12 protein-coding genes are annotated in these 13191 nt (G+C 57.2%); 10 read left to right on the plus strand and 2 right to left on the minus strand.

All coding sequences use genetic code 11. The annotated features are described in order from the left end of the window. Positions 1–43 precede the first annotated feature (43 nt). The 5 genes from NKJ73_RS19860 to NKJ73_RS19880 all read left to right on the plus strand — a co-directional run bounded on the left by NKJ73_RS19860 (position 44) and on the right by NKJ73_RS19880 (position 5474). The gene (locus NKJ73_RS19860) at positions 44–847 is read left to right on the plus strand and encodes a class I SAM-dependent methyltransferase (RefSeq protein WP_352570764.1); all 804 of its coding nucleotides are present in this window, start codon (positions 44–46) and stop codon (positions 845–847) included. A 96-nt stretch (positions 848–943) separates the two neighbouring features. Then, positions 944–2293 (plus strand): flippase, encoded by a 1350-nt coding sequence (locus tag NKJ73_RS19865; RefSeq protein WP_352570765.1) that lies wholly within the window; start codon positions 944–946, stop codon positions 2291–2293. A 48-nt stretch (positions 2294–2341) separates the two neighbouring features. Beyond that, positions 2342–3025: a class I SAM-dependent methyltransferase gene (locus tag NKJ73_RS19870; RefSeq protein WP_352570766.1), complete on the plus strand. Its 684-nt coding sequence runs from the start codon at positions 2342–2344 to the stop codon at positions 3023–3025. A gap of 22 nt (positions 3026–3047) precedes the next feature. Beyond that, the gene (locus NKJ73_RS19875) at positions 3048–4328 is read left to right on the plus strand and encodes an O-antigen ligase family protein (RefSeq protein WP_352570767.1); all 1281 of its coding nucleotides are present in this window, start codon (positions 3048–3050) and stop codon (positions 4326–4328) included. Between the two features lie 30 nt (positions 4329–4358). Next, positions 4359–5474, plus strand: coding sequence for a glycosyltransferase family protein (locus NKJ73_RS19880; protein ID WP_352570768.1), 1116 nt, complete (start codon positions 4359–4361; stop codon positions 5472–5474). Positions 5475–5501: 27 nt separating this feature from the next. On the opposite strand, the gene NKJ73_RS19885 is transcribed toward NKJ73_RS19880, so the two are convergent. After that, the gene (locus tag NKJ73_RS19885; protein ID WP_352570769.1) at positions 5502–6368 is read right to left on the minus strand and encodes a hypothetical protein; all 867 of its coding nucleotides are present in this window, start codon (positions 6366–6368) and stop codon (positions 5502–5504) included. Between the two features lie 380 nt (positions 6369–6748). Here NKJ73_RS19885 and NKJ73_RS19890 point away from each other — a divergent pair, with 380 nt between their 5' ends. The 5 genes from NKJ73_RS19890 to NKJ73_RS19910 all read left to right on the plus strand — a co-directional run bounded on the left by NKJ73_RS19890 (position 6749) and on the right by NKJ73_RS19910 (position 11159). After that, positions 6749–7078 (plus strand): acyltransferase, encoded by a 330-nt coding sequence (locus NKJ73_RS19890; protein ID WP_352570840.1) that lies wholly within the window; start codon positions 6749–6751, stop codon positions 7076–7078. Positions 7079–7267: 189 nt separating this feature from the next. Further along, on the plus strand, positions 7268–8242 hold the full coding sequence (locus tag NKJ73_RS19895) for an NAD-dependent epimerase/dehydratase family protein (RefSeq protein ID WP_352570770.1): 975 nt from the start codon (positions 7268–7270) through the stop codon (positions 8240–8242). Then, positions 8239–9414: a glycosyltransferase family 4 protein gene (locus NKJ73_RS19900; protein ID WP_352570772.1), complete on the plus strand. Its 1176-nt coding sequence runs from the start codon at positions 8239–8241 to the stop codon at positions 9412–9414. The genes NKJ73_RS19895 and NKJ73_RS19900 overlap by 4 nt, the downstream gene beginning before the upstream one ends. A 22-nt stretch (positions 9415–9436) precedes the next feature. After that, entirely contained in the window at positions 9437–9910 is a 474-nt protein-coding gene (locus NKJ73_RS19905) for a hypothetical protein (protein WP_352570773.1), read from the plus strand. Between the two features lie 736 nt (positions 9911–10646). Further along, positions 10647–11159: a hypothetical protein gene (locus NKJ73_RS19910; protein ID WP_352570774.1), complete on the plus strand. Its 513-nt coding sequence runs from the start codon at positions 10647–10649 to the stop codon at positions 11157–11159. On the opposite strand, the gene NKJ73_RS19915 is transcribed toward NKJ73_RS19910, so the two are convergent. Further along, positions 11160–13118 (minus strand): acyltransferase family protein, encoded by a 1959-nt coding sequence (locus NKJ73_RS19915; RefSeq protein ID WP_352570776.1) that lies wholly within the window; start codon positions 13116–13118, stop codon positions 11160–11162. Positions 13119–13191: the final 73 nt, after the last annotated feature.

Raw genomic sequence — 13191 nt, forward strand, 5'->3', positions numbered from 1 at the left:
GAACAGACTGTGCGCTGATTATATTCTTTGTCGGAGGCTAAAAATGAATACGTTAAAGGGGACAGCTAAACGCGTGTTACCGGCAAGCCTGTATACGCAGGTGGCGGATGCTTGGTTAAAACTCGCGGCAAGTGCACGTTTTGTAAGGGTCTTACCCAAAGTGGACATTGTCCAACTCACGCAGATAGCGCAGTCACTGAATGGGAAATTTGAGCGAACTTGTCCCATCTGCAAGTTCAGAGGATATTTCCGAGCGCACGGTTCCCCACTGAGATGGGACGCAAAATGCCCGGGTTGCGGGTCGCTGGAACGTCATCGGCTGCTATATTTGGCCACGCAGTCAGAATTCCCGTTAAAATCCGATGGAAGGCTTTTGCATTTTGCCCCTGAGCGCGCCATAACGCGATTTGTTCGTCCAGCTGTTGCAGAATATCTCACGGCCGATATCAGTGGGCACCACGTGGATTACACAATCAATATAGAACAGATCGATTTTCCAGACAGTTCATTCGATTCGATAATATGTAGTCACGTTCTTGAACACGTTGACGATCGGAGTGCTTTATCCGAGATGTATCGTGTCATGCGGCCAAAGGGTATCCTTTACCTGATGACGCCGGTTATTGACGGATGGGAGGCAACTTACGAGCATCAGCATGCTAGAGGAGCGCTGGAGCGAGAGTTGCACTTTGGTCAGAATGATCATCTGCGATACTACGGACGTGACCTCCGCGAACGTATACTGTCTGCTGGTTTCCTATTGGACGAGTATACTGCCGTTGGTGAAGACTGCGTTACATATGGCTTGTGGCGAGGCGAAAGGATTTTTGTGTGCCGCAAAGGCTGAGGGGGCTAGTCAAGAGGTGGGCGGCTGTTATGCCTCCGGTGATCACGTGCGGCCCGCGTACCGCGAGACCTCGATTTTGCCGTACATAAGAGCTTCATGATGCTCCAGAAATTGTCAGGTTTTGTCGGACGATATTGGAAATACATTTCAAACTCACTCTGGTTGATTGCTGAGAAGCTGCTAACGAGTTTGATGACGCTTTTTGTGGCTGCCGCGGTGGCGCGCTATCTCGGGCCTAGCGATTTTGGATTACTTTCCTACGCATTCTCTTTGGCACTCCTCTTTGCGGTCGCCGGACAACTTGGGCTTGACGGGCTGGTCATTCGAGAAATCGTCAACCGCCCCGACGACGTGCCACGCGTACTCGGCACGGTGTTCGTTTTGAAGTTCGCCGGGCATTTGCTCGGAGCCGCGGGCTTGGTCGTCTACGCCCTGTCCGTCAGCGTGGAGCCGACGGAGCGTGTATTGTTGTTTTGGGCAGCGGCCTTCATACCCTTGGCGGCGCTATCCGCGTTCCTCGGACTTTGGTTTCACGCGCACGTTCAGGCCCGGTACAGTGCCATCTCCTCCAGCATATCCACGCTGGTGGTCGGCCTGGGAAAACTCGGGCTTGTGTGGACAGGCGCTGGAGTGGTGGCGTTCGCCGCTGCAAATGTGGTTCAGGTCTTGATCGCGGCCGCGCTCTCGTTCCGCTTTTACAAGCGGCAGAAAGGTCCGCCTTTATCGGCATTGCGGTTCTCACGGGCATTGGCCAAGACCCTGCTTTCCGAGAGCTGGCTGCTTTTCCTTGGCTCTATCTTTGCGTTCATTTACCTGAAGATCGACGTGATCATGCTTCGCTGGCTGGCGGGGCCGTCGGAGGTTGGCACGTATGCGGTGGCAGCAGCTCTTTCCGAAGCAGCATACTTCGTGCCGGCTGCGTTGGTCGCCAGTGTGTTCCCCAAGCTGATCGAGTCCGCGAAAAGTGATCAAGAATTGTTTGGCAAACGGCTTCAGACGATTTTCGACGTCTTGTGGCTGGCGGGGCTTGGCCTCATCGCGACGATGCTCTTGCTGGGCGGTCCGATTATCCGTCTTTTTTTTGGAGCTCAGTACGAGGCATCGATCCCGGTGCTAATGGTTCATGTCCTGTCTGCGCCGTTCTATTTCATGCGGATCGCATTCACGCGATGGACGATCATAAAGAGTGGCGCCACATTCTTCCTTATCACTGAAGGCCTGGGCGCGCTGACGAACGTGGCGCTTAATTTCCTGCTCATCCCCCACTATGGGAGTATTGGTGCCGCTCTTGCGACGTTCCTCTCCTATGCGACGGCCTCCTACCTTACCTTGGCCATCCCGCGCCGAACGAGGCCGGTTTTCATAATGATGTCGCGCTCTGTGTTAATGCCGTGGCGCGCCCCTAAAGAGTTTTTTAAGTTCGTGAGACGAGGCGCCTATGCCTGACCGGGCAATTCCAAGGCAGACCAGAAGCAAGAGCGGAGCTATGAGCGCATGACGGTGTTGAACAGAATGGCGGCAAAGTGGAACCACTTTGCGCAAGCTTCCAACAATACGCGAGCGGCGGTCGAGTTATCCCGGTTGGGTCTGCCGTACATGCCGTGGTCCGATGCGTCCCTTCTTCCTTCAGCGCTGCAGGTGGTGCTCAACGAAATTGAAATCAATTCCCGCAAGACAATTGTGGAATTTGGAAGTGGCATTTCCACGATCTACATTGCCCAAATCTTGTCACAGCGTGGCGGCCGGATTGTCAGCTTCGAGAGCGACGCGGAATGGGCAACATTCGTTGAAGATCGGCTCGCAGCACTGAGTCTGTCCGAATTCGCCTCGGTCGTTCACGCGCCATTAGGACCTTGCACCTTGAGCAAGAATGGCCTGGACTGGTACGATCAAGCGGCCGTTGCAGCGGCTGTGCAGGATCTGCCGGTCGATTGTGTGCTTGTCGATGGTCCGCCTGCCTACAAGACTGGATATGAACTGGCCCGCTATCCCGCACTTCCGGCACTCCAGGCACAACTCGCGCCAGACTACGCCGTGTTTCTCGACGATATCCATCGGCTTGGCGAAAAGCAGATATTGCGGCTCTGGGCCGATTACTTCGGCATCAAATTTCTGTCCCTTTTTTCCAAGGGGAACATAGCCCGCGGTGTGCACGGCGTGGCACACTTCACCGTGTGACTACTGAGGCGCGAACAGTCGCATGACCCGGAGACCCAATCTTCGTTACGGCATATCCGCCGATTTCACTCGGCTTGCGCATTTGAGAGGCTATGTTGACTGGCGCATTTTGTTTTCCCCAGCAACGGCGTTCGCGCTCGCCATTGTTGGGACATATGCTTTTGCCGGCTTTGTAAACAGGTTTGATCCAGAAGGCAGTGCCGGGTCGATCCTGGTAAGAGTAGCCATTGCCCTGGTAACTGTGGCCTCATATGCACTTCTTCCGCCGAAGTTAAGGTCGTCAACGGCAGCGCTTCTTCCGATGAAGATTTTCTTCGTTCTATATCTCTGGAGACTTGTTGAGAATGTTTACCTGTCTTCGATAATAATCTCACCCGGTCCTGGGCTTGTATTTAGTGTTTTCCTGGTTGCTAGCGTCGGCGCTACGCTCCTTATCGCACCTATGGATAGAGCTATAATAAACACAGATCTGACCCTTGTAATGAATGCGCTTTGCGTAGTCTTTTTGATTGGACTCTATTTTAACAGAGACATCCTGTTCGCCGGACAAGGCGAGAGGATGTCTATAGACAAAATAAATCCGATAGCGATGGGGCACACAGCTTTTGCATTTTTGATATACTTTTTCCTAGTTCTGGGAAAGACAAAAAGACTGACGATTCAATCTATGGTGCTTGGACCGATGTTATTGCTGGTTGTTGTATTTTCAAGGTCTCGCGGTGCTTACATTGCTGGTGCGGGGTCTCTATTGATCTACATACTGTTGCTTAAAGGGTCAAAAAGATTGTTCGCCATATTGGGGGCATTAGTTGTCGCCCTGGCAATTCTAGCCACGAGTGGCGTGGAACTCATCGACGTTGTCATTGCAAGACTTCAGACGATCGACGTGGATGCCGATCAATCAACAATGATACGCAGCCAATTGTTCGCTGGAGCCTGGAGACAGTTTTTAGAAGACCCGGTGTTCGGGCGTTATGCGGTCGAGATGCAGTTCAATTTCTATCCCCACAACATTTATCTTGAATCCCTGATGGCGATGGGGGCGCTGGGATCATTGCCGTTTGCGGCTCACATAATTTTGGCGCTAAGATCGACTGTCGGTATCATTCGGTCCGGCAAATTCCCGCTCGCTGCGGTGCTGACCGCCGTGCTGTTCGTCAGGGAAGCGATCGCCGGCATGGCGAGCGGGGGTCTGTGGGGAAATTCAATTTTCTGGGTCACCTCCGCCCTAACGATATCGTTTTGGTATGGATATCAGGGTTTTCTCGCCAAAGCTCGTAATTCGGAAATTCGCGCTTACTAAGGTGGAAATTCCGCCGTACCGGCTAATGCCGTGTCCCTAATCAGCACCTCAGAACCAACAGGAACTGCCATGCGAATTTTTCAAAATGCTGGCCTCTCGCCAAGCTATCGGGCTAGACTCGTGGCCCTTGTCGCGGGAATCCAACAGTTCGACCAGCAGAAGGACGTATTTCTGAACGATCGCTACGGGGCGGCGCATATCCTGTTGCCGGTGTATGCCGGCAGCCCTGAAGCGTTCTTTACAAATGGAGACGACGAATCGCTGCAGCGGGCATGGGCGCTCGAACACGGGCTTGGCGAACATGTGTCGCTGGCCGATATCCTTCTTGCCCAGATCGAGCATCACAAAACGGATATCTTCTACAATCTCGATCCATTTCGTTACGACGCCTCTTTCGTGCGCCGGCTGCCGCGGCATGTGAAGCGAAAGATCGCCTGGCGCGCCGCACCCGGCAGGATCGATTTTTCGGGGTACGATCTCGTCGTTTGCAATTTCCCGTCGATGCGAAGGCTTTGGGAAGAGCAGGGCGCCAGGACCGCCCACTTCTTTCCCGCCCACGATCCGGAACTCGATGACGTCGCCGCGAACCGAAATAGGGATATCGATGTCCTTTTCTTCGGCGGCTACAGTCGTCATCACCAGCGCCGCAGGGAGATCTTGGAAGCTGTCGCAGGTCTATCCAGCCGCCGCCGCGTCGTCTTCCATCTCGATCTGTCGCGCTATACGCCGCTCGCCGAGACGCCGCTTGGCTGGTTCGGTCCCCTGGGTGCGGTGCGCCGTCCGCGCAGCATCCGCAATGTCAGCGCGCCTCCCGTATTCGGTCGCGCCATGTATGCCGAACTCGGAAGAGCCAAGGTCGTGGTCAATGCCTCGATCGACATGGCGGGCCCCGATCGCGGTAACATGCGCTGTTTCGAGACAATGGGCGCGGGCGCTCTGCTGGTGTCCGACTCCGGCAATTATCCCGCACCGATGCGCAATGGAGAAACCATGGCCGTCTATGACGAGCCGCAGGAGGCATCGAAGGCGATCGAACGTCGGCTGGACGACGGAAGCTGGGACATGATCGGTTGGGCCGGCAATCGCGCCATACGTGAGGAATACAGCAAGAAACGCCAGTTTGAGCGGTTTCTTGAACTGGTATAGCGACGCTCGATTCTCGCGCAGCAATAATTAAGTTTTTTGGGCTTTCCCAAGTTCCTCAAGAAACTTCAAGGTAGCCTGCCACCACTCCGCCTTGTCGTCCCATTGGGCCGGCCGAAACGGCGAATCGCCGCCGATAGTACCCCAGATGACGATCCCGTCGGCCAGTCTCCTGCAGGTGTCCAGCTGGGCATACCAGAGGTCGCCCGGCAAAAAGGCAAGTGTCTTATGAAACTGCGGCCACAGAAAGCAATAGACCGGCTTCCCCTGTGCTATCCTTCGCGCTTCCCCGATATTGGCTGTCGCGTAGGCGACCCAGGCATCCTTGTCGCCGTAAAACGTATAGAGGGAGGGGAAGAGCGCATCGACGTAAGGGACGAGAGAGGACGCAACAACGGTATTTTGCTGCTTCCAGTCGTTCAGGGCCGCAGGTCCCTTGTGGCCGATCGCTCTCCAATGATCCCTAATTGGCAAAACACTATAGAGCCCAATCTTGACGTTCGGGTCCGCTTTTTTGAACGCGCCGAGCGTCTTCTGGTAATTCGCGAGGGATGATGCCTGACCGGGACCTTCCAATGGCCAGCTTTCGATGTCGATATTGAGGTATTCATTGCTCCTCGGCAAAGTCAGCGCTTGCCGCACCTGGCCGGCATCGGGAACATCCGGTCCGAGAACATGAGGGTCGGCAATCGTAAGGTGTTCGAAACCAAACGCCTGGAAATTAGGCCCGCCGATGAATCGTATGGCCTCGAAAAGCTTGAACGGTGCGCGCATCTGCGAGGTCGCGGGCACTGCGCCGGCCAAAAGGCACAACATACAAAATACTGTCTTGAAAAACATTGCGTCCGGCATCCGGCGTCGCCAGTCCGCGAATTTTTGTGCGACCGAAATTTGCACAGTTTGAGTTCCTCATAAGCCGAACTTGACGAGTCGAGAAACGGTAGCGTAGCTGGACGCTTCGGACAACGTCCTTACGGAAGCGTGATCGACGCCCATCTGAGGTGATAGACGTCTCTGGATTGGACTGGTGGATAGCCGTGCTGAGATTTTTGCGATCCATTCTAAAGATTATTGTTCTTAAGCGGCACAACAAGGTTCGCATACGGAATGCCCTTCGTATTGTGCCAGAACGGTTGAATATAGGTGTAGATAACGCATTGTATTGCCGCTTCTATTTTGATCGAGACTCTGCTATCATAACGGTAGGAGATAGGTGCTTTATAGGCAAAAGTCAGATAATTGCGGCAAACAAAGTAGTAATTGGTAACGATGTCCTAATGTCGTGGGGGGTTACTATTGTAGATCATAATTCGCATTCTATATATGTGGACGAAAGGCGGGACGATATTACCAATCACACTAGGCGAGTGGCTCGAGACTGGTCAAATGTGGTTTCAAGCCCCGTAATTATCGAAGACTTTGCGTGGATCGGGTTCAATGCAATCATTCTAAAGGGTGTGACAGTCGGATATGGGTCGGTTGTCGCAGCCGGTGCCGTTGTCACCAAAAGTGTCCCGCCATACTCCGTCGTAGCAGGCAATCCCGCGAGAGTGATAAAGCAGCTCGCCGAACCCAGACCAAAACATTCGATGGGATCAATCTCGTAGTGAATTATGACCCGATGACAGCAATTCGCAAGAGGCTCGCCGGAGTCTTCGGTCCCCTGTCGGGGCTCGCGCGCTTGACTTTGTCCCCGCTACCCTTCGGTGCCGTCGCGGGAGCAGCAGCCCTGCTTGACCGCCGGCCTGGGCGCCTGCTCTCTTTCCTTTGCCATAAGCAAGGGAAGGGCTGATTTGGTGACACAGCTGAAGGAGGCGAAGCCTGTCTGGGTGACTGGAGCCGGTGGCTTCATTGGCCTGCACCTGTCGCGATTTCTTGCCCAGCAAGGCCACCTTGTCCTCGGCTTCGGCCGAAGCGAAGCGCCTGGCTTCGCCGTGGCGACTGGCGGTGCTTTCTTTTCCGGCGGCGTGACCGCGGAAACGATGGGCGCGGCTCTGGCCGCATACGGCCGGCCGGCGGCCGTATATCATCTGGCAGGCGGCTCTACGGTTGGCCAGTCGATTGCCGATCCGCTGAAGGATTTTGAACAAAGCGCCGTTTCCGCGGCTTGCGTCCTCGATTTCCTGCGTCGTCACGCACCGGATGCCTCCGTTGTTCTGGCATCCTCCGCTGCCGTCTATGGCGGCGGCCATTTCGGCCCGATCAAGGTCGATGCCGTGCTCGATCCCTATTCCCCTTACGGTTATCACAAACGCATGGTGGAGGAGCTCGGCCGGTCATATTGTGCAGCATACGGGCAGCCGGTCTCGGTGGCTCGGCTTTTCTCGGTCTATGGTGAGGGACTGCGCAAGCAACTGCTCTGGGACCTCTGCGGCAGGCTCGCGGCAGGCGAGACCGACATTGTGCTTGGTGGCACCGGAGCGGAAATGCGCGATTGGCACCATGTCTCGGATGTCGTGCGATTGATCCATCGCGTTTTGCCTGCCGATGCAGCGCGCTTCGCGGTCTATAATGGCGGTGCCGGCGCCGCTGCGTCCGTCAGCACGATTGCCGGCATGGTTTTGGAAGCCTGGGGAGGCAAGCATCGCCTCTCGTTTTCCGGAGAATCCCGGCGGGGCGACCCTGTCGATCTGATCTCCGATCCGTCCGGCGTCCCGGAGGGGCTTCGATTGCAGGTGCCGCTTGGCCAGGGCATTGCCGGATATGTCGATTGGTACCGCGCCGAGGTTCTCGGCCAGCCGGTCGGCGATTTGCGACGCTTCGCGCCTTGATCACCGTCGGCTTCACCCTTATCGGCCGTGGAACCTGGTCCGGCGGCGAATCCTATCTGCGCAACATGCTGAGCGTCATCGCCTCCGAGTTGGGCGGCAAGGTCCAGGGGAAGCTGTTTTTGACGCCCGAGCAGCATGCGAGCGTTGGCACGTCCTTTGATCACATGTTGGCCGCGCCTGCCATCGTCGACGATCGGGTCACGGGCGCCGGGCTTGGCAAGCGAGGGCTGGTCGCACTCGCCGGCGGAAGTGACCGCGCTTTTGCCGATCTCGTCGCCAGGAACGCTGTCGATCTCGTGTTTGAAGTCGCTCAGTGGTTCGGCAACAGGTTTCCGCTGCCCGTCATTTCCTGGATACCTGATTTTCAGCACCGTCGCCTGCCGCATCTGTTTCCACGCCGCGCCTGGTGGCGCAGAGATCTCGGTTTCCGTCTGCAGACGTCCGGCAATCGCACGATAATGCTCTCGAGCGAGGATGCGCTCGCCGACTGCGAAACATTCTATCCGGCCTCGCGCGGCAAGACCGCCGTCGTGCGCTTCGCCATCGATCTCGATCCAGGCACCGTCATGGCGCGCACCGAAGGTGCGCGCCGGGCGCACAATCTGCCCGAGCGCTTTTTTTTCCTCCCCAACCAGCTTTGGATCCACAAGAATCACAAAGTGGTCGTCGAGGCATTGAGGCATATAGACCGGCTTGGGGCGTTGGGCTCATTGCCGCCGATAATCCTCACGGGGCGCACGACCGACCCGCGCGACCCGACATTGTTCAAGCGTCTGATAGGCCTTGCGCAAACGTATCGGGTGGAGAGCCATTTTCGACACCTCGGATTGATCCCCTATGACGATGTCGTTGCCCTGATAGGTGCAACGGACTGTCTGATTAACCCGTCCCATTTCGAGGGGTGGTCGACCACCGTTGAAGAGGCGAAATCGCTGGGCGCGCCCATGTTGCTGTCCGACATCCGGCTGCATCGCGAGCAGGCTCCGAACGCGCTCTTTTTCGAGTCAGACAACGCGGAAGACTTGGCCCAGCGTCTCCTTGAAGTTGGGCAGCGGCCAATTTTGGTCCGCGACAGCGTCGCGGTGCTGCAAGGCCGGCAACAGACCCGCCGACGGGACTATGCGGCAGCACTCGAAGCCTTGTTTGAGAAGACCAAAACTGCCGCGCATTGATCATTTAATCGGGAGTAGGGAATTGTCGATCGGGAAGATAGCCGCACTTGCATTCACAGCGCTGGCGTTTGCGGGCGGCTTTCTTTTCGTCGTCATCAACAAGGGAACGAATATTCGCGCGCAGGCACCGAAGCCGGCGGCAGCTCTCACATCGTTCGATGGCAAGCTTGACGTCCAATCAATCGACGATCTGCGGGTCGCCAGCCGCAAGATCGTGTTGTGCGGCGTCGCATTTGCCAAGCCCCCGTCAATGCGGGTCATGGTCACCGAGTCCATGCGCCGGGACTATCAAGGACTCGCATTGACATGCAAACCCGTAGGCTTGGGGACACCGTGCGACGGCAATGTCGCGCCGAAATTCCGTGACGCCGTCGTCGTGCAGTGCCTCACCTCCGACGGCACGGATCTGGCTGCAAAGCTCGTCGAGGCAGGCATTCTGTGCGGGCAGCCCGCGCAGGCGGGCTCAACCTACAAGTCTTGCGCGCCGGGCTCGTAGTTCTTGCCTCGAATGGAAGAAGGCCGGCTGGATAGCAAATCTCCACTTTGCAACGAAGTGGTCTGGCTGTTCTTTCAGCTCCACAGGCGGCGACAGTATCCCACTTGCTGGAAACAGTACGGCCCTGGAAAACTGCTATGCCTAGAACTGCGGCGAAGGTGAAGCCGGCTTCAGTATCGGCGGTCACGCCACGGTCATTGAGTGTCTTGCCTGTGATAAAATTACAGGTAAAAATTATATTTTTCGCTTGGTGGCGATCCTTTTTTACCGGCAACAACTGCAGTCTTCTAGGTTCATATTCTTGGCGGCAATGCCGAAGACTTTGGCAATCGCTATCGAAAGCTCCGGGCAGCTTGTTATTGAAAATCTGGCTATGGTCGCCCGCGCTACTGGAACCTTTGTCACAGCAATCGAGATCTTGAGCGGAACCGGGTGCAACGTCTGGATACGTGGCAACACCCGTTTTACAACCAAGGGGGCGACCCGAAGCGGCAATTCTTATATTCAAGGTACCGGCGTTCGTTCCTCGTTGAGAACAACTCAATACGACGACAGGGGCGTTCTCGGACTTCTATAATACGACATCTTCGCTGCTTACCGACATATCGATCTTACAGGTTCGCGGCGGTGATCTCGGCAAACAGGATTTGCAAATCTCCCGCCTGAAGTCGGGGCGTGAGGCCGGCTTTGTGGCGGCAACGCCGGGAGCGCCAACTCGAATGCGGCTACCTACGCGATGCCGACGCCGATCAATGTGCTGCGAACCGCGAACCATCGCACCTCCATGACCAACATAACCAGCACCGTGGCGCTGATCGACGGGCAGCGGCTCACCCTTATCATCAACGACGCCTTCACGACGATCCGGAACCAGGTCGGCGGCGCTGGCCGATTCCACCTGCTCGACAACGTCGACAAGGTTTGCGTCTCTGGCGACGTGTTGGACTTTATCAATGTCGGCGGGTTCTGGCGGCAGATAAGCCCCTCGCGCAAGCTGCGCGCGTCGGCCGCGGTCGATCCGGCAAGCATCGCGTTGGGCGCCTGCACGACGCCAGCCACCATTGCCGTCACTGGCGCGGTCCTCGGCGATTTCGTGCGGGCATCATTCAGCCAGGCGCAGGCCGGCGTCTCACTCCACGCCTACGTCAGCGCGGCCGATACGGTCGAGTATTTTTTCCGCGATGATGTCGGGGCAAAACCCGCTCGATCTCGCCAGCGGCCGTTGCGCGTCGAAGTCACCAAACCATAGCTACTTGGCGGCGAGATTGCCGGCCGCAGGCGAAAAAGTCTTCGCGAAAAGCGGGGCCAGAATATGCCCTCCGGCTCGCGAAAGGTGGGTCGCATCGAGGTAAAGGATATCGTCGCCAACTTTGAGCGGGCATTCTCCAGTCTTGCACAGGGCTGGAATGATTGGGATGAACCCGACGTTTGGCGGGAGCAGAGCGGCCAAGACCTGATTGTTCCGCCAATGCTGGGCGGCAGGCATCGTTGAGCAGGGCGCATCGTCTTCCTTCAAGAAGTTAGCGCGGACCAGGCAAGTCAGGACGTCGGTTGACGGTTCCGGTGCCGGTCCAACAACAGCGGTCTTGATGCCATAGGCGGCGAGTTTGGCGGCGGTGGCCGCGATCGAGCCCGTGAAGTTGGCCTTCGATGCCGTTTCTGACGGCCAGTGGCCATCCTGCGAAAGCAGGCTTCGGCCTACCGAATAGGTATTCCACCGGCCCGCCATGATCACGAGGGCGACGTGCCGGTCGTCAAGAATGGACTGCAGCGCAGCCGAATTAAAAGCCGGGCAATCCGCCCGCATCGGGCTTGATGGCAGCAGATACATTCCGGGAAAGGGCGCGCAACCGGCCTTGGTGATCTGCCGGACGCTGACCCCGGCTGCCTTAGCGGCCTCATCCAGGGCGGAAGCCAGATGCGCGGCGTGGGAATCGCCCCATAGGACTACCGTGGGAGGCACGTTGCCACTGCCGAGAATGCACTCGCCCGTCTTGGGGATGAGCGCGCCACGCTCAAGGCATGTAGAGGCTTGGAACTTGGCGCTCTCTACCTTGACGGCTTGAACGGACGGGCCGCCATCCGGGCCTCTGCCGGGAAAGCCAGCGCCTTTGATGATGACCAGGGAGAGGCAGCAAGCCGCGACCGTGGCGCTGGCGGCCGGCAGCATCCATTTCCAGCGGGCGGTATGCGCGCCCGGCTTCTGGCGGAACGGGCGCTCGACAAAGCGCCATGAGAGCGTGGAGATCAGCAGCGCGGCAACGACGATGCCGATCCGCTCCGAGACAAGCAGATCGCGGTTTTTGTAGATCCCGGCGAACACCAGAAGCGGCCAGTGCCAGAGATAGAGCGAGTAGGAGATCAGGCCGATAAAGCCGGCTGGGCGGATCGACAGCGCTTTCGAGACCATCGTTTGGCGATGGATGCCGATGATGAACGCGGCGCCAAGGCACGGCGGCAGCGCATACAGGCCGGGAAATGGCGTGTCATCGTTGATCAGGAACAACGACCCGATGATGAGCGCCAGACCGCAGGCGGATAGGATCTCTGCCCTCGCATGGCCGATATCCACGGCCCGCACAGCAGGCAGCGCAAGCAACCCGCCGACGAGCAGTTCCCAAGCTCGCGTCGGCAGCATGTAGAATACGAAGGGCTGGCTGACCGGCAGCAAGCGCTGGGCAATGTCGATCGACAAGACGCACAGCCCAGCGACGATGACCAAGGACCATGGCCGCAGCCAACGCGTCAAGGCCATGAGCGCCAGAGGCCACAGTAGATAGAACTGTTCCTCGACCGCGAGCGACCATGTGTGCAGCAGCGGCAGCGACGTGGCGGCTTCGGTGAAATAGTCGGTGTTGCGGTAGAAGTAGAGGTTCGCGGCTGAAAACGCCGCGGCGATCGCGCTCTTTGCAAAGGCGATCAGTTCGCCGGGCGGCAGCACAAGCCAGGCCATGACAAAGCAGGCGGCCAGCATCGCGAACAGCGCCGGGAAAATGCGTCGAACGCGCCGATGGTAAAACTCAATGAGGGAAAATTCGCCCTTGTCGATGCGATCGATGATGTCTGAGGTGATCAGAAAGCCGGAGATGACGAAGAAGATGTCGACCCCGACAAAGCCGCCGCTGATCCATGAAAACCCGGCATGGTACAGCACGACAGGCAATACGGCGACGGCCCGAAGGCCGTTGATATCGGCTCGAAATTTCATCTGACCCCCGGTCGTTCCAAACGGCGGGCACTCCACACTATCCGCTGCAGAAATTCAATCTATCCGAGCGAGT

The organism is Mesorhizobium sp. M0074 (assembly GCF_040322975.1).
Lineage (GTDB): Bacteria > Pseudomonadota > Alphaproteobacteria > Rhizobiales > Rhizobiaceae > Mesorhizobium.

What these genes read in the sequence shown, in the direction of transcription:
- NKJ73_RS19870 (WP_352570766.1), top strand. Translation starts at nt 2,342, where the DNA reads ATGACGGTGTTGAACAGAATGGCGGCAAAGTGGAACCACTTTGCGCAA.
- NKJ73_RS19910 (WP_352570774.1), top strand. Translation starts at nt 10,647, where the DNA reads ATGCCGACGCCGATCAATGTGCTGCGAACCGCGAACCATCGCACCTCC.
- NKJ73_RS19890 (WP_352570840.1), top strand. Translation starts at nt 6,749, where the DNA reads ATGTCGTGGGGGGTTACTATTGTAGATCATAATTCGCATTCTATATAT.
- NKJ73_RS19865 (WP_352570765.1), top strand. Translation starts at nt 944, where the DNA reads ATGATGCTCCAGAAATTGTCAGGTTTTGTCGGACGATATTGGAAATAC.
- NKJ73_RS19875 (WP_352570767.1), top strand. Translation starts at nt 3,048, where the DNA reads ATGACCCGGAGACCCAATCTTCGTTACGGCATATCCGCCGATTTCACT.
- NKJ73_RS19915 (WP_352570776.1), bottom strand. Translation starts at nt 13,118, where the DNA reads ATGAAATTTCGAGCCGATATCAACGGCCTTCGGGCCGTCGCCGTATTG.
- NKJ73_RS19860 (WP_352570764.1), top strand. Translation starts at nt 44, where the DNA reads ATGAATACGTTAAAGGGGACAGCTAAACGCGTGTTACCGGCAAGCCTG.